Source organism: Mycobacterium sp. SMC-16 (assembly GCF_046250085.1).
In the GTDB taxonomy this organism is placed as follows: domain Bacteria; phylum Actinomycetota; class Actinomycetes; order Mycobacteriales; family Mycobacteriaceae; genus Mycobacterium; species Mycobacterium phocaicum.
This window is the reverse complement of record NZ_CP176427.1, coordinates 2,487,082-2,501,813: the sequence shown is the minus strand read 5'-3', so window position 1 is coordinate 2,501,813 and position 14,732 is coordinate 2,487,082. Positions and strand designations below refer to the sequence as shown.

Annotated in this window: 14 protein-coding genes and 1 pseudogene; 6 read left to right on the top strand and 9 right to left on the bottom strand. The window is 67.6% G+C overall.

The window, feature by feature from the left end:
• Positions 1–7 precede the first annotated feature (7 nt).
• Genes dprA through ACJEIK_RS12080 form a run of 3 tightly spaced genes read right to left on the bottom strand, consistent with a single transcriptional unit; the run spans position 8 to position 3,002 of the window.
• The gene (gene dprA / locus ACJEIK_RS12090; RefSeq protein WP_409431523.1) at positions 8–1,141 is read right to left on the bottom strand and encodes a DNA-processing protein DprA; all 1,134 of its coding nucleotides are present in this window, start codon (positions 1,139–1,141) and stop codon (positions 8–10) included.
• Positions 1,138–2,646: a YifB family Mg chelatase-like AAA ATPase gene (locus ACJEIK_RS12085; protein WP_061004258.1), complete on the bottom strand. Its 1,509-nt coding sequence runs from the start codon at positions 2,644–2,646 to the stop codon at positions 1,138–1,140. The genes dprA and ACJEIK_RS12085 overlap by 4 nt, the downstream gene beginning before the upstream one ends.
• On the bottom strand, positions 2,646–3,002 hold the full coding sequence (locus ACJEIK_RS12080) for a YraN family protein (protein ID WP_061004255.1): 357 nt from the start codon (positions 3,000–3,002) through the stop codon (positions 2,646–2,648). The genes ACJEIK_RS12085 and ACJEIK_RS12080 overlap by 1 nt, the downstream gene beginning before the upstream one ends.
• 246 nt (positions 3,003–3,248) lie before the next feature.
• Here ACJEIK_RS12080 and ACJEIK_RS12075 point away from each other — a divergent pair, with 246 nt between their 5' ends.
• A complete protein-coding gene (locus tag ACJEIK_RS12075) occupies positions 3,249–3,416 on the top strand; it encodes a hypothetical protein (protein ID WP_165605545.1) in 168 nt (55 codons plus the stop codon).
• 56 nt (positions 3,417–3,472) lie between these two features.
• Here the strand turns inward: ACJEIK_RS12075 and ACJEIK_RS12070 are convergent, their stop codons facing one another.
• From ACJEIK_RS12070 to ACJEIK_RS12060, 3 genes and pseudogenes are all read right to left on the bottom strand, one after another.
• Positions 3,473–5,035: an acetolactate synthase large subunit gene (locus tag ACJEIK_RS12070; RefSeq protein ID WP_409431522.1), complete on the bottom strand. Its 1,563-nt coding sequence runs from the start codon at positions 5,033–5,035 to the stop codon at positions 3,473–3,475.
• A gap of 43 nt (positions 5,036–5,078) precedes the next feature.
• Positions 5,079–5,879 (bottom strand): acyl-CoA thioesterase, encoded by an 801-nt coding sequence (locus ACJEIK_RS12065; RefSeq protein ID WP_409431521.1) that lies wholly within the window; start codon positions 5,877–5,879, stop codon positions 5,079–5,081.
• Positions 5,876–7,077, bottom strand: a pseudogene (locus ACJEIK_RS12060) (CoA transferase). The gene ACJEIK_RS12065 and the pseudogene ACJEIK_RS12060 overlap by 4 nt, the downstream one beginning before the upstream one ends.
• 113 nt (positions 7,078–7,190) lie before the next feature.
• Between ACJEIK_RS12060 and ACJEIK_RS12055 the strand changes: the two are divergent.
• The 4 genes from ACJEIK_RS12055 (at position 7,191) to ACJEIK_RS12040 (ending at position 10,525) form a co-directional block, all read left to right on the top strand.
• Complete coding sequence (locus ACJEIK_RS12055) at positions 7,191–8,030, top strand: alpha/beta fold hydrolase (RefSeq protein ID WP_061004250.1); 840 nt, start codon at positions 7,191–7,193, stop codon at positions 8,028–8,030.
• 270 nt (positions 8,031–8,300) lie between these two features.
• The gene (locus tag ACJEIK_RS12050) at positions 8,301–9,689 is read left to right on the top strand and encodes a wax ester/triacylglycerol synthase family O-acyltransferase (protein WP_061004248.1); all 1,389 of its coding nucleotides are present in this window, start codon (positions 8,301–8,303) and stop codon (positions 9,687–9,689) included.
• Between the two features lie 48 nt (positions 9,690–9,737).
• Entirely contained in the window at positions 9,738–10,067 is a 330-nt protein-coding gene (locus ACJEIK_RS12045) for an ArsR/SmtB family transcription factor (protein ID WP_064859399.1), read from the top strand.
• 2 nt (positions 10,068–10,069) lie between these two features.
• Positions 10,070–10,525 carry an SRPBCC family protein gene (locus tag ACJEIK_RS12040; protein WP_409431520.1) on the top strand — a complete coding sequence of 152 codons (456 nt, stop codon included), beginning with the start codon at positions 10,070–10,072 and terminating at the stop codon, positions 10,523–10,525.
• 30 nt (positions 10,526–10,555) lie between these two features.
• Here the strand turns inward: ACJEIK_RS12040 and ACJEIK_RS12035 are convergent, their stop codons facing one another.
• The 3 genes from ACJEIK_RS12035 to ACJEIK_RS12025 all read right to left on the bottom strand — a co-directional run bounded on the left by ACJEIK_RS12035 (position 10,556) and on the right by ACJEIK_RS12025 (position 13,255).
• Positions 10,556–11,356, bottom strand: coding sequence for a mycofactocin-coupled SDR family oxidoreductase (locus tag ACJEIK_RS12035; protein WP_409431519.1), 801 nt, complete (start codon positions 11,354–11,356; stop codon positions 10,556–10,558).
• Positions 11,356–12,963 (bottom strand): flavin-containing monooxygenase, encoded by a 1,608-nt coding sequence (locus ACJEIK_RS12030; protein WP_409431518.1) that lies wholly within the window; start codon positions 12,961–12,963, stop codon positions 11,356–11,358. Before ACJEIK_RS12030 ends, ACJEIK_RS12035 begins: the two co-directional genes overlap by 1 nt.
• 67 nt (positions 12,964–13,030) lie before the next feature.
• A complete protein-coding gene (locus tag ACJEIK_RS12025) occupies positions 13,031–13,255 on the bottom strand; it encodes a hypothetical protein (RefSeq protein WP_409431517.1) in 225 nt (74 codons plus the stop codon).
• A 295-nt stretch (positions 13,256–13,550) separates the two neighbouring features.
• On the opposite strand from ACJEIK_RS12025, the gene ACJEIK_RS12020 reads away from it, so the two are divergent.
• The gene (locus ACJEIK_RS12020) at positions 13,551–14,732 is read left to right on the top strand and encodes an acyl-CoA dehydrogenase family protein (protein WP_061004238.1); all 1,182 of its coding nucleotides are present in this window, start codon (positions 13,551–13,553) and stop codon (positions 14,730–14,732) included.

Below are 14,732 nucleotides of genomic sequence, written 5' to 3'. Positions count from 1 at the left end.
GCACGCCTCACCCCGCCCGCCTGATCCGCCACTGCCCGTCCTGCTTCTCCACCAGGCCGCTGATCTCCAGCAGCGCCAACGGTCCGAGCACACGTTCGGGCGGCAGGGCCGCACCGACCGAGATCTGCTCGAGGCTGCGGAAACCCCGCGCCGGCAGCGCCTCGTACACCTGAAGCTGGTCCGGGGTCAGGTCATCCAGCGGTGTTTCCGGATGCTCGGGTTCATCGGCCAGTTCGCCTACCCGCCCGATCAATTCGACGATCTGCTCGGCCCGGTCGACCAGGACCGCACCGTTGCGAATGAGAACGTGGCATCCCGCCGAAGCGGCCGACGTCACCGGGCCGGGCACCGCACATACCTTGCGCCCCATCGCGGTCGCCCACGCCGCGGTGTTGGCCGCCCCGCTGCGCAAACCCGCCTCCACCACCACGGTGGCACCGGATAGCGCCGCCGCCAAGCGGTTTCGGGTCAAGAACCGGTACCTGGTCGGCCGCTCCCCCGGCGGATACTCACTGAGCAGCAGCCCCGAGGTGGCCACCCGGTGCAGCAGCGCCGAATGCCCGGACGGATACGGCACGTCGACACCCCCGGCGAGCACCGCCATGGTGACCCCGTCCGACGCCAGCGCCGCGCGGTGCGCCGCCCCGTCGATGCCGTAGGCGCCGCCCGAGACCACGGCCGCGTCGCGTTCGACGAGGCCGGCTGTGATCTCGGCAGCGACATGTTCGCCGTACGACGTGCAGGCCCTGGTGCCGACTATCGCGGCAGCACGCTCAGCGACGTCATCGAGCCGGGCCGGGCCGAGTGCCCACAGCACCATGGGCGGATAACCCGATGGCCGCTCCCTCACCGCCTTGTTCGCGAACGCGACGAATGACAGGTACGGCCACTCGTCGTCGTCGGGCGTGATCAGCCGCCCACCGCGGCGATCGAGAATCTCCAAATCCCTTTCTGCACAATCGACCTCACGGCGGGCGGCGACACTGCCGGTGAGGTCCGGGTCCTCGTGACCACGGCGGATCATGTCCGCCACCTCGACCGGGCCCCGGTCAGCCACCAACTGGGTCAGCCGTGGGCACGGCGGCTCGGCCACGCGCGACAGATACGCCCACGCCCGTCGTCCCAGATCGTCGTCACTCATCGGAGCTCTCCCTCTCGGAAACCCAACGCCGTGCTGACGTCTTCGAGATTGGGCGAATCGCGGCCCGCCAGGTCGGCCAGGGACCACGCGACGCGCAATGTGCGGTCGACACCGCGGATACTCAGCCGCCCGGAATCGAGCGACTTGCGCAACGGCTTCATCGCATCCCGGCTCAGCCGAAATTTGCGGCGCAGCACCGGCCCCGGCACTTCGGCGTTGGTCCGGACCCCGACGTCCTGCCACCGCTCGGCTGCGGCGGCTCTGGCGGCGGCGACTCGCGCGCGGACAGCACTGGTCGATTCGGCCGCGTGATCACCGAACGCCCCGGCCAGCACCGGATGCATGTCGACACGCAGATCGACGCGGTCCATCAAGGGCCCGGACAGCTTGCCCAGATATCGGCGCCGGTCGGCCGACGGGCACACGCAATCCCTCGGATTCGGCGGTGCGCACGGGCACGGGTTGGCCGCGAGCACCAACTGGAAGCGCGCGGGATAGCACGCCACGCCGTCACGACGGGCCAGCCGAATCTGACCTTCCTCCAACGGGGTTCGCAGGGCTTCGAGCACGCTGGTCCCGATCTCGGCGCACTCGTCGAGGAACAACACGCCGCGATGCGACCGGCTGATCGCACCGGGTCGCGCCATCCCGGAGCCGCCGCCGACCAACGCCGAGACACTGGACGTGTGATGGGGCGCGACGAACGGCGGACGCGTGATCAAGGGCGTATCGCCGGTGAGCAACCCCACCACCGAATGGATGGCGGTGACCTCCAACGCCTCGTCGTCGGTCAGGTCGGGCAGGAGCCCCGGAAGCCGTTGGGCCAGCATTGTCTTACCGATGCCCGGAGGGCCCGTGAGCATCAGGTGGTGGGCGCCCGCAGCGGCGATCTCCACTGCCCACCGCGCTTGGGTCTGCCCCACCACGTCGGCGAGGTCAACGCTGTCGTCGGCGGCCGGCGCCGTCGTGTCGACCCTCTCGTCCAGGCCCGCCTTCCCATTGAGCCACGCCTGCAGCTGACCCAGCGTGCGGACGCCCCACACCTCGATGCCGTCGACCAGACTGGCCTCGGCCAGATTCTCCGCAGGCACCACCACCGACGGCCAGCCCTCGCGCTTGGCGGCCATGACCGCGGGCAGCACGCCCTTGACCGGGCGCACCCGACCGTCCAGCGCCAATTCGCCGAGCAGGACCGTCTTTTCCAGCCGCCCCCAGTGCGTCTTCAAATGTGCCGACAGCACCGAACAGGCAATGGCCAGGTCGTACATCGAGCCGCCTTTCGGCAGTGTGGCCGGCGACAACCCGAGCGTGAGGCGTGACATCGGCCAGCTGTTGCCGCAGTTCGCCACCGCCGCCCTGACCCGATCCCGCGACTCCTGCAGTGCCGCGTCGGGCAGGCCGACCAGATGCACTCCCGGCAGCCCTGAGGTGATGTCGGCTTCGATCTCGACCATGACGCCGTCCAGGCCGCGGATGGCCACCGAGTAGGCCCGTCCCAGCGCCATCAGCCGATGCCCTTCAGGTGCACCAGTTCCGGCTGCCGGCCACCGAGACGGACACCGATCACGTCGATCCGAACATCAGGCCAGCGGGAGTCCTGTTCGGCGAGCCACAGACTGGCCAGCCGGCGCAGGCGGCGGGCCTTTTCCGGCGTCACGGCTTCCTCGATGCCACCGAACTCGGCGGTGGTGCGGGTCTTCACCTCCACGAAGACCACCGCACTGTGGTCCCTTTCGGTGGCGATGATGTCGAGTTCGCCCCACCGGCAGCGCCAGTTGCGAACCAGGACCGTCATTCCCAGCGAGATCAGGTGGTCGACCGCGAGTTGTTCGCCGAGCGCTCCGATCTCGGCGCGGGTCATGCGTGGTGGTGTGTTCATGCCGCCACCGTGGCCGCTGCCACCGACAGATCACGCGGCGAAGACCCCGGGATACAGCGCCCGGAAGGCAGTTGTGCACAGTGCGCGATTCATCCACAGGGCCGTGTTACCGACTGATTACTGCCGAGGAACGATCAATTGCTGCCAACGCCCCAGCTGCAGAAATACCCCGGGCGCTCGTCCCGTTGAACCGAGCATCAAAGCTTCGGTTATAAGGAGTTGGGGACAATGAAGAAGCTCGGAATCGCCGCACTGGTGGCGAACGGACTGGCAGCAGCCGTCCTGGGTTTGGCCGCGCCGGCATCGGCGGACTACTCCCACCACGACTGGGTCAACGACATCCACCCGCGCGCTGAGGCGCCGCAGGTCGACAACAGCGTGCATCAGAGCCGCTGAGCGTCAGCAGGATTCGGGGCCCCTCACCGAGGGGCCCCGAATTTTTTTCCCGGCCGCTACACCAGCGCGGGCACCGCGGCGTCGATGAGGTACGGCCCCGGTGTGGCATAGCCGACGCGAAGCAGCTCGGCCAGCTCCGCCGTGGTCGTCGCCTTGGCCGAGGGCACGCCCATGGCCGCCGCCAGCGCCGCGAAATCCGTCGTCGGGCCCGAGAGATCAAGCATCGCGGCGGCTTTCGGACCGCTGGCCTCGGCCCCGACGCGCTGCAGCTCCATGCGCAGGATCGCATACGCGGCGTTGTTGAGGAGCACCGTCACCACGTCGAGCTGCTCGTGCGCCATGGTCCACAGCGCCGAAATCGTGTACATCGCACTGCCATCGGCCTGCAGGCACAGCACCGGGCGGTCCGGACGCGCCACCGCGGCACCCACCGCACTCGGCAGCCCGAAGCCGATGGCCCCGCCGGTCAGGGTCAACAGGTCGTGCCGCGGCGCGCTCATCGTCGCCTGCGGCAGGAGGAACCCGCTGGTGTTGGACTCGTCCACGATGATGGCGTCATCGGGTAACGTCGCGGCCACCACGTCGACCCAGTTCTGCGTCGTCAGCACCGAATCTGCCGGCAGCTCCGGCACTTTCAGCTCCGTCAGCGCCGGCGCCGTACCCGGCGCCACCGCGTCGGCCAGTTCTTCGAGGCGCGCGACGACGTCGCCGCCGACGGTGTGCACCTGACAGCCGCCCGGCACCAGATCGCTCGCCTTGCCCGGGTAGGCGAAGAACGACACCGGCGACCGGGCACCGGCCAGCACCAGGTGCTCGGCGCCGGTCAGCTGGAACTGAGCGGCTTCGGCCAGATACGCCAGCCGCTCGAAGTTGGGCAGGCCGGCGCCGCGTTCGAGCCGGGCCGGGAAGGTCTCGATCAGCACTTTGGTCCCGGTGGCCGTTGCAATGCGGCCGGCGGCGCGAAGACCGCGTTCTCGGCACGCCGCACTACCCAGCAGCATGACGGTGCCGGGGCCGAAGACGTCGGCACCGGCGTCGAGCAGCTGGTGTTCGTCCGGGTCGACGCCGGCGCGGTAGTCGAACGACGCGGCCCTCGCGGCCGGCTCCCCGACCGCCGGCTCAGCGCCCTCGGTCCACGAGACGTCGGCCGGGAGGATCAGGGTGGCCACCTGCCCTTGCTGTGCGGCCTCGATCGCGGCCACCGCGTCGGTGGCGATGTCGGCCAGTTTCTCGCACCGACGCACCCAGCCCGACACCGTGCCCGCCATCGCGTCGATGTCGGATTCCAGTGGCGCGTCGTACTTCTTGTGGCCCAGCGCGTGGTCACCGACGACATTGACCATCGGAGAATAGGCCCGCCGGGCGTTGTGCAGGTTGGCGATGCCGTTGCCCAGGCCGGGGCCCAGATGCAGCAGCGTGGCCGCCGGCTTGTCGGCCATGCGGGCATAGCCGTCGGCGGCGCCGGTGACCACACCTTCGAAAAGGCAGAGCACACCACGCATCTCGGGCACCGAGTCCAATGCCGCGACGAAGTGCATCTCGCTGGTTCCGGGGTTACCGAAGCAGACGTCGACGCCGGCGTCGACCAGTGTGCGGATCAGTGCCTGTGCGCCGTTCATCGTTCTCCTTCAGGGGTTTGTCACCAGCCTGCGGACGACGGTACTACCGGTCCGCGATCAGACCTTCCTGCACCAGCGTCGCGACCCGGGTCCCGTCGGCCCCGACCAGACTCCCGGTGATCACGCCACGTCCCCGTCCCGCCGCGGGCGACCGTGATTCCAGCAGATTCCACTGATCGGCCCGGATCGGGTGGTGGAACCAGATCGAGAAATCGGTCGTACCGCTGCGGTGGGTGCGCCCCTGCATGGAATGTCCGTGCACCTGCAGCGCCGGGTCGATCCCGTAAAGGTCGGTGATGTAGCAGGCAATCATCATGTGCGGCAACTGTTCCGGTGGCATCGGCACGGTGGCGCGCCACCACATGCGTCGCACGAACTCGCCCGACGACCGGTCGTCGACGATCCGGATGTCGATCTCGTCGAGCGGCACCGCAGGCGCGGGCCCCGGCGGGCCGGTCAATGGCAGCAGCTCGGGATCCTCTGGCAGCGAACGGGATTCGTCGTGCTCGGGACCGGCCAGGTCCATCGAGAAGGACACCGTCGCGACGGTCAGCAGCCGCCCGGCCTGAAAGGCCTCGACCCGCCGCGCCGCCGCGGTCCGCCCGTCGTACACCCGGGCCACCGCGTAGTCCGTGGCCGCGCCGGCCTCACCGCCGCGCAGGTACTGCAGGTGCATCGCGGTCGGGCGCATGTCCGGATTCACGGTCTGGCACGCGGCGGACAAACTCTGCGCCATCAGCAGCCCGCCAAAGGCCCGCTTGCCGTCCGGTCCCCCGGCCTCGCCCACCCAGGCATCGGGCCCGGCACCGGGAGACACCGCCAACAGATCAGGCAGCACGCTCACGCCACGGTCCCCGCTTCCGTCAATCGGGCGACGTCGTCGGCGGTGAGACCCAGCCGTTCGGTCAGCACTGCGGCGGTGTCGTCGCCGAGTGCCGGCGCCGGCCGCGGCGGCGGATACTCACCATCGATCCGCAGCGGCAGTCCCGGCGCCAGGTGGCGGCCGATGCGCGGCTGGTCGAGTTCGGTGAACAGTGGGTTCGCGGTCACTTTGGGGCTCGCAACCACCTCGCTGAAGTCGCGGTAGCGTTCCCACAGGATCGACGTCGCACCCAGCGCCGCCGTGATCTGTTCGGCGGTGTGCGCGCAGAACCACCCGGTGAACAGGCCGGTGAGCGCGTCGCGGTGCAGGTACCGCTGCCCTTCATCGGCGAAGTCGACTCCCAGCGATTCAGACAGCGCCGCAACAGCTTTCGCCGTACCCGTGACCTCGAGAAGGTCCCGGAAGTGCCGGCCGGTCAGCGCGACGATCATGAACGCCGCCCGTCGGCACTGACGAACTGCTGCCCGTACTGCCCGAAGATCGAATTGCCGATACGTTCACGGCCGACCCCGTTGACCATCACCTCGGTCAGGAAGCTGAGATTCCCGGCGGTGGCCAGGGCCACGTTCTCCAACGGGATGCTGACCTGCTGGCCCTGGCCGCTGCCGTCGCGGTGCCGCAGCGCCGCCGTCACCGCCAACGCCAGGTAGAGGCCGCACGACACATCCCAGGCGGCCAGCACGTGATTCACCGGCGTCTGCAGCTCGGCGGGCCCGGTCACCAACGGAAAGCCCAGTCCCGCGTTGACGGTGTAGTCCACGGCCGTGCCACCGTCGGCCCGGCCGGACACCTCGGCGTGGATCAGGTCGGGCCGCAGCGCGGACAGGGTCTCGTACGAATGCCATTGCCGGCCTGCCACATTGGTGATGAAGACCCCGGCGTCGACGATCAGCCGCGTCACCAGGTCCTGACCTTCCGGTGCGCGCATGTCCACCGCGACCGATCGCTTGCCCTTGTTCAGGCCCGCCCAGTAGATGCTCTCGCCGTCGTCGGTGACCGGCCAGCGGTGATAGTCCGCGGCGCCGCCGACCGGATCGATCCTGATGACCTCGGCGCCGAGCTGCGTCAGCGTCATCCCCGCCAGGGGCACGGCGACGAAACTGGAGATTTCGACGATGCGCACACCCGCCAGCGGACGCGCAGACTCCGGCACGGTCATCTGGACACGATAAAGGCCACCCGCAGCACAACCGGGTGACCCCGGGCGCGTCGCGTCCCGCCGGACGGGAGGTGGTCGCGACCGCGTGACATCCGCACCGTAATTTGGAACGCATGACAGAGCTGAAGGAAGTCCAGACCGAGCGCGGAACGCTGCGTTATTACGACGAGGGAACCGGGCCTGTAGTGCTGTTTCTGCACGGTTCCGGCCCTGGCGTGACGGGCTGGCGGAACTTCCGCGGCATTCTGCCGACGTTCGCGGCGCACTTCCGCTGCCTGATCCTCGAGTTCCCCGGTTTCGGTGTGAGCGACGACTTCGGTGGCCACCCGATGATCGACGCGCAGTCCGCGGTGGTGCCCTTCCTCGACGCGCTCGGCGTCGAGAAGGTGGACATCGTCGGCAACTCGATGGGCGGCGGTGTCGGCATCAACTTCGCCATCAACAACCCGGACCGCATCGGCAAGCTGGTCACCATCGGCGGCATCGGCACCAACATCTTCAGCCCCGGCCCGTCCGAGGGCATCCGACTGCTGCAGGAGTTCACCGAGGACCCGACCCGGCAGCGGCTCATCGACTGGCTCAACTCGATGGTCTACGACGAGAAGATCGTCACCGAAGAGCTGATCGAGGAACGCATGAAGCTGGCCTCCGATCCCGAGACACTCGAATCGGCGCGCCGGATGTACGGCAAGGCCGCCTTCAAGATGATGATGAAGTTCATGCGGTCGGCCGACGCACCGCCACAGCCGTGGGCACAGATGCACAAGGTCAAGGCACCGACACTGTTGACGTGGGGCCGCGACGACCGCGTCAGCCCGCTGGACATGGCGCTGATCCCGATGCGCACCATCTCCAACGCCGAGCTGCACGTGTTCCCGAACTGCGGACACTGGGCGATGATCGAGGCCAAGGAAGCGTTCGAGAGCACGGTGCTGGGCTTCCTGCAGCGCTGATCTTCTCCGCGAGCGGCCGCGCACCGCGCACCGGTCCGATGGTGTGCGGTGCGCGGCCTTTCGCTTGCCTCTGCAAGCCCGGAATATATTGTCCGGCTTACCAATTGACTGCGATGGAACATCTCCATCGACCGCCGAGGCGGTGGGTCACGTTGCGCGCCAAGATAATTGCCGGCCTTGAGCGCGCGGAGACAACCGTCACACCCCGAAGTTCGTACCAATCCGCCGATTTCACGCAAGGCACAGTGCGCGCGCCCTAGGATCAGGCCCATGAATCGCTTGTCCGGCGCCGACGCCACTTTCTGGTTCGCAGAGACCAACAGTTGGCATATGCATGTCGCCGCATCGTCGATCTACGACCCCACCGACGCACCGGATTTCAGCTTCGAGTCGGTGAAGGCACTCATCGCGGCCCGCCTGCCGGAGATGCCGCAATTGCGCTGGCGGGTGACCGGCGCGCCGCTCGGCCTCGACCGGCCGTGGTTCGTCGAGGACGAGGAGCTCGACCTCGACTTCCATGTCCGTCACATCGCGGTCCCGGCACCCGGCGGCCGCCGCGAACTCGACCAGTTGGTGGGGCGCCTGATGTCCTACAAGCTGGACCGGTCGAGGCCACTGTGGGAGCTCTGGTTCATCGAGGGCGTCGAGGGCGGCCGGGTCGCGGTGCTGATGAAGATGCACCACGCCATCATCGACGGCGTATCGGGAGCCGGACTCGGGGAAATCCTGCTCGACATCACTCCGACACCGCGACCGCCGGCGGCCGAAGCGAGTGGGTCACTGGTCGGCATCAAAGCCCCGGGGATCGAACTGCAGGCCCTGGGCGGGCTGATCAACATCGGCATCAAGACGCCCTACCGTGTCGTGCGTTTCCTCGAGCAGACCGTACGCCAGCAGATCGCCGCGCTCGGCGTCGCCAACAAACCGCCCGGCTATTTCGACGCGCCACCCACGCGGTTCAACGGACCAATCTCGCCGCACCGCCGGGTCAGCAATTCCGGCGTGTCCCTCGAGCGCGTGAAAGCGGTCAAGGAAGCGTTCGGCGTAAAGGTGAACGACGTGGTGCTGGCACTGGTCTCGAGCGCCATGCGGACATATCTGGAGGACCGCGGCGAACTGCCCGACAAGTCGCTCATCGCTCAGGTCCCGGTGTCGACACGCACCGAGAGCTCCAGCGACCAGGTCGGCAACCAGGTGAGCGCGATGTCGGTGTCGCTGGCATCCGACATCGTCGACCCCGCCGAGCGGATCAAGGCCATCTACGCGAGCTCTCAGAGCGCCAAGGAAATGGCGAAAGCGCTTACGGCGCACCAGATCATGGGGCTGACCGATACCACTCCGCCCGGCCTGGTGGCCCTGGCCGCCCGGGCCTACACCGCAAGTAAGCTCGGCGGCACCCTCAAGCCGATGAACCTCGTCGTGTCCAACGTGCCAGGCCCGCCCGTGCCGCTGTACATGGACGGCGCGGTCCTCGAACAGATGATGCCGATGGGCCCCTTGGTGATGGATGTGGGACTCAACGTCACCTGCTTCAGCTACCGGGACCGGATCGATTTCGGCTTCGTCACCACGCCCGAGATGGCCAACGACATCGACGCCATGGCCGACGCCATCGAGCCGGCGCTCGTGGAACTCGAGATCGCGGCCGGACTCAAGTAGTTAAGCAATTCCTTGACTGTCGGCGCCCGTCGGCGAATAGTTAAGTATGTGCCTAACCATTTGGGACCCGACGAACTCGGCCAGGTTTTTCATGCACTGTCCGACCCGACCCGCCGGGTGATCGTGGAACGGCTCGTGCAACGGCCCGCATCGGTCAAGGCCCTGGCGGAGCCGCTGGCGATGTCCCTTCCCGCGGTCATGCAGCACCTGAAGGTCCTGGAGGACGCCGGTGTGATCGCTACCGAGAAAGCCGGCCGGGTGCGCAGTTGCCGGGTTGAACCGACGGCGTTACGCGCAGCCGAACACTGGCTCGGAGAGCAACGCACGCGATGGGAAAGGCAGCTTGATCAACTCGACGACTACCTGAAAGGACGATGATCATGACGGTCACGCATTCGACGTTCACGCTGGAACGGCGCTTCCCAGCTTCAGTCGGGAGGGTGTTCCGGGCGTGGGCAGATCCGCAGGCCCGCAAGCGCTGGATGGCCGGAGGAGCAGAGCACTCGCAGGACTTTGTGGTCGGTGGACTCGAGACGGTCAAGGGATCGGACCCGCAGGGCCGACCGTTGACCTACCAGGCGCAGTACGCCGAGATCGTCGCCAATGAACGGATTCTCACGACGTCAACGCTGCACACCGGGGCGCAGCTGTCGACAGTCTCGGTCACGAGCGTCGAGTTTCACGACGAGGGCAGCGACACCCTGATCGTCCTGACCGAGCACGGGATCTATCTCCCCGGCCAGGAACAACCCGCATGGCGTGAGCACGGGACCGCAGTACAGCTGGACACCTTGGCCGCGGAGTTCACCACCACCGCCACCCCAGAGGAGAACTGATCACCGAACTCGTCGACCGACGCCGGCACGTCACGCCTTCTGCGTCAGCCCCGCGTCGACGACCAACTGGGTGCCGGTGATGTAGCGGGCCTCGTCGGAGGCCAGGAACACCACCGCGTTGCTGATGTCCTCGGGCTCGACCCACGGCACCGGCAGGAGGTTGCGCGCGGCAAGAACTTCCGCGACGTCCTCAGCGGTCGGGTTCTCCAGATCGGGCCGGATGCGCTTGAAGGTCTCCGGGTTCAGCACCATCGGGGTGCCGACCGCGCCGGGGTGCACGGTGTTGACCCGAATTCGCTTGGGCCCCAACTCGTTCGCCAGGGTCCGGGCCAGACCCACCACGGCATGCTTGGTCGCGGTGTACGCCGAGGTGTTCGCGGTGCCGCGAAGACCGTTGGTGGAACTGATGATCACCACGGATCCCCCGCCCGGCCCGAAATGCGGAACGCCGGCCTTGACGGTGTGCCACACCCCGGTGAGGTTGACCCCGATGACGCGCTGCCAGTCTTCGGCGCTCACCTCCCAGGCGGGCGCCGACGCCGAGTGGATACCGGCATTGGCGACCACGACGTCCAACCGGCCGAACTCCCAGACCCCCTCGTCGACCGCGGCCTGCACCTCGTCGAACGACGACACATCGGCCACACCGGTGTAGCAGCGCTGGCCGCGCTGCTTCACCGCGGCGGCGACATCGGCCAAATCCGCTGCGGCACTGGCGACATCGAGAGCGATGACGTCGGCACCCTCGTCGGCGAACCGCTCGCAGTGGACCCGGCCGGTACCGCGGGCGGCACCGGTGACGAGCACGACCTTGTTCAGCAGCCCGGACATCAGCCGGCCTTGGTCAGTTCGAATCCCTTGTACCCGGCGGCCGCCACCTCGGCGCAGATGTCGTTGTAAGCGGCGAAGCCGCCGATGAACAACATGAAAACCCTTGGCTTGCCGGGCACGTTCGCGCCCATGTACCAGGAGTTCGCCTTGGGGAACAGCGTCTGGTCGGCACGGCGCACCAGTTCGGCACCCCAGGCGTCGACCGCATCGGTGGTGGCCTCGATGGCCGCGTAACCATGCTTGCCCACGTACTCGATCGCGTCGGCGATCCAGTTCACGTGCGCTTCGGCGTGCAGCACCATGTTGGCCAGCACCGCCGGCGCGCCGGGTCCGTTGACCAGGAACATGTTCGGGAAGCCGTCGACGCCCAGGCCCAGGTAGCTGCGCGGTCCGTCGACCCAGTTCTGTTTGAGCTTCTCACCACCGCGGCCGGTGATGTCGATGCGTCCCAGCGCGCCGGTGAGCGCGTCGAACCCGGTGGCGAAGATGATGGCGTCCAGGTCGAACCGGGCCTCGGTGGTGGTGATGCCGGTGGCGTCGATCTTCTCGATCGGTGTCTTCTTGACGCTGACCAGCTTCACGTGCGGCTGGTTGAACGTCTGGAAGTAGTTGGTGTCGGTGCAGATTCGCTTGGCGCCGATCGGGTGGTCGTTGGGGATCAGCATGTCCGCGACAGCCGGGTCGTCGATGACCGCGCGCACCTTTTCTTCGTAGAACTTCTTGGCCTCGGCGTTGGCCACTGGGTCCACCATCTGGTCGAGGAAGGTCTTGCTGAACAGCACACCGCCCAACTGCCAACGCTTTTCGAACTCGGCGCGGCGCTCTTCCTCGGATAGTTCCATGGTCAGCTTGGGGTGCGCCAGGTGCGGAGAGCCGCCGCCGCTGCGCCACGACAACTCACGCCGTTCGTCGTAGTTCGCCTTGACCTCCGCTTCGCGCTCGGCTGTCAGCGGCTCGTTGCCGGCCGGCACCGAGAAGTTCGGAGTGCGTTGGAAGACAACGAGTTCGGAGGCCTGCGCGGCCACGATCGGCGTGCTCTGGATGCCCGACGAACCGGTGCCGATGAGGCCGACGCGCTTGCCGGTGAAGTCGACGCCCTCGTGCGGCCAGTTCGCGGTGTGGTAGGTCTCGCCGGCGAAGGTCTCGACGCCAGGAATGTTCGGCAGCAGCGGATCGGACAGCGCGCCGGTGGCCATGACGCAGAACTGCGCGTCCACCGTCTGACCGGCGTCGGTGGTGACCGTCCAGCGCAGCGTCTCCTCATCGAGGGTCGCAGACACCACGCGGGTATCGAGCCGGATGTCGCGGCGCAGGTCGAACCGGTCGGCGACATGGTTGATGTACGTGAGGATTTCGGCCTGCGTGGCGTACTTCTCGGTCCAGGTCCACTCCTGCTGCAGGTCCTTGTCGAACGAGTAGCAGTAGTCGATGCTCTCGACGTCGCACCGCGCACCGGGGTACCGGTTGTAGAACCACGTGCCGCCAACATCCGAGGCTGCTTCGAACACCACGACCGAATGGCCTTCCGACCGCAGTTTGTGCAGTGCGTAAAGACCGGCGAACCCGGCACCGACTACTACGACGTCAACCTGTTCTGCGCTGCTCATAGTGCGAAGTTAGCCGTCCTCGCGAAGCCCCAGTATGAGGCGTCCCGGTGAACGGACGACCCGATATTCAGGGCACAGTCAGGTCGGATTCCGCCGGGCCGCCGGGCACGATCATGGCGCCCGGTGCGACCGTTCCCGAGTCCGGTCCCCACTCGCCGTGTCCATACGGGCCGGGTCCCAGGCAGTCCGGATCCACCCCGTGGGGACCCCAGCAACCCGGCGGCTCCGCGACCGGCGTTGCCAACCCCGCCGGCACGGCGCAGGCGAGCACCAGTGCGGCGGCGACGGACACGGCCGGTCCGATCGCCTGCTTCCAACGGCATGTCCATCCGTACATCGCGCTGCCTCGGCTCAGTCTGGTCGTCAACCTTCGGGCTCGACGATTCGCCGATTCCGGGCGAGAAGGTAGAGCCCATCGGTCCGGCGACGAGAGCCTTAGGTCCCTCCCGCGGCAAGCCAGGAACGCGATGGGACAACCAGATCCACGTCGCTCAAGGAATTTCGTCCGCTGACCGGGAACAGCCTCCCGGTGTACCGCGGGTGCGGTAAACCATTAGTTAGCCCATCACAGGAGTTAGGAAAAGACCATGACCCAGCGGGTTATCGACAAACTCGGTGACATCGCCGACCAGCTTCGCGAACAGGCCTGGGAGGCAGAGAAGTTGGGCCAGCTGCCCGACGAGACCGTGAAGCTGATGAAGGCCGCCGGCAACATCAAGCTGCTGCAGCCCAAGGAATACGACGGCCTGGAGGTGCATCCGCGCGAGTTCGCGGAGACCGTGATGGCGACCGCCGCCCTGGACCCCGCCGCCGGCTGGATCAACGGCGTCGTCGGTGTGCACCCCTACCAGCTGGCCTACGCCGACCCGAAGGTCGCCGCCGAGATCTGGGGATCCGACACCGACACCTGGGTCGCGTCGCCCTACGCACCGCAGGGCGTGGCGCGGCCCGTCGACGGTGGCTACATCTTCAACGGCCGTTGGCAGTTCAGCTCGGGCACCGACCACTGCGAGTGGATCTTCCTGGGCGCCATGCTCGGTGACGCCGAGGGCAAGCCCCTCATGCCGCCCCAGATGCTGCACATGATCCTCCCCCGCAGCGACTACGAGATCGTCCAGGACTCCTGGAACGTCGTGGGCCTGCGCGGCACCGGCTCCAAGGACGTCATCGTCAAGGACGCCTTCGTGCCCACCTACCGCACCATGGACGCCACCAAGGTGATGGACGGCCGGGCCCAGATCGAGGCCGGCATGACCTCGCCGCTGTACCTGATGCCGTGGTCGACCATGTTCCCGCTGGGCATCTCCTCGGCCGTCATCGGCATCGCCGAAGGCGCCCTGGCGGCTGCTCTCGACTACCAGCGCGAGCGCGTCAACTCCAGCGGCGTGGCCATCAAGGACGACCCGTACGTCATGTACGCCATCGGCGAGGCCGCCGCAGACATCAACGCCGCGCGCCAGGAACTGCTGGCCAACGTCGACCGCATCTACGACATGGTCGAGGCCGGTAGAGAAGTGTCGTTCGAGGACCGTGCCGCCGGCCGGCGCACCCAGATCCGGTCGGTGTGGCGGGCGGTGTCCGCGGTCGACGAGATCTTCGCCCGGTGCGGCGGCAATGCCACCCGCATGGACAAGCCCCTGCAGCGGTACTGGCGCGACGCACACGTCGGCCAGGCGCACGCCATCCATGTTCCCGGCACCACGTTCCACGCATCGGCGCTGAGCAGCCTCGGCGTCGATCCGCAGGGCCCGCTGCGGGGCATGATCTGA

What these genes read in the sequence shown, in the direction of transcription:
- dprA (WP_409431523.1), bottom strand. Translation starts at nt 1,141, where the DNA reads ATGAGTGACGACGATCTGGGACGACGGGCGTGGGCGTATCTGTCGCGC.
- ACJEIK_RS12085 (WP_061004258.1), bottom strand. Translation starts at nt 2,646, where the DNA reads ATGGCGCTGGGACGGGCCTACTCGGTGGCCATCCGCGGCCTGGACGGC.
- ACJEIK_RS12080 (WP_061004255.1), bottom strand. Translation starts at nt 3,002, where the DNA reads ATGACCCGCGCCGAGATCGGAGCGCTCGGCGAACAACTCGCGGTCGAC.
- ACJEIK_RS12075 (WP_165605545.1), top strand. Translation starts at nt 3,249, where the DNA reads ATGAAGAAGCTCGGAATCGCCGCACTGGTGGCGAACGGACTGGCAGCA.
- ACJEIK_RS12070 (WP_409431522.1), bottom strand. Translation starts at nt 5,035, where the DNA reads ATGAACGGCGCACAGGCACTGATCCGCACACTGGTCGACGCCGGCGTC.
- ACJEIK_RS12055 (WP_061004250.1), top strand. Translation starts at nt 7,191, where the DNA reads ATGACAGAGCTGAAGGAAGTCCAGACCGAGCGCGGAACGCTGCGTTAT.
- ACJEIK_RS12050 (WP_061004248.1), top strand. Translation starts at nt 8,301, where the DNA reads ATGAATCGCTTGTCCGGCGCCGACGCCACTTTCTGGTTCGCAGAGACC.
- ACJEIK_RS12040 (WP_409431520.1), top strand. Translation starts at nt 10,070, where the DNA reads ATGACGGTCACGCATTCGACGTTCACGCTGGAACGGCGCTTCCCAGCT.
- ACJEIK_RS12035 (WP_409431519.1), bottom strand. Translation starts at nt 11,356, where the DNA reads ATGTCCGGGCTGCTGAACAAGGTCGTGCTCGTCACCGGTGCCGCCCGC.
- ACJEIK_RS12030 (WP_409431518.1), bottom strand. Translation starts at nt 12,963, where the DNA reads ATGAGCAGCGCAGAACAGGTTGACGTCGTAGTAGTCGGTGCCGGGTTC.
- ACJEIK_RS12020 (WP_061004238.1), top strand. Translation starts at nt 13,551, where the DNA reads ATGACCCAGCGGGTTATCGACAAACTCGGTGACATCGCCGACCAGCTT.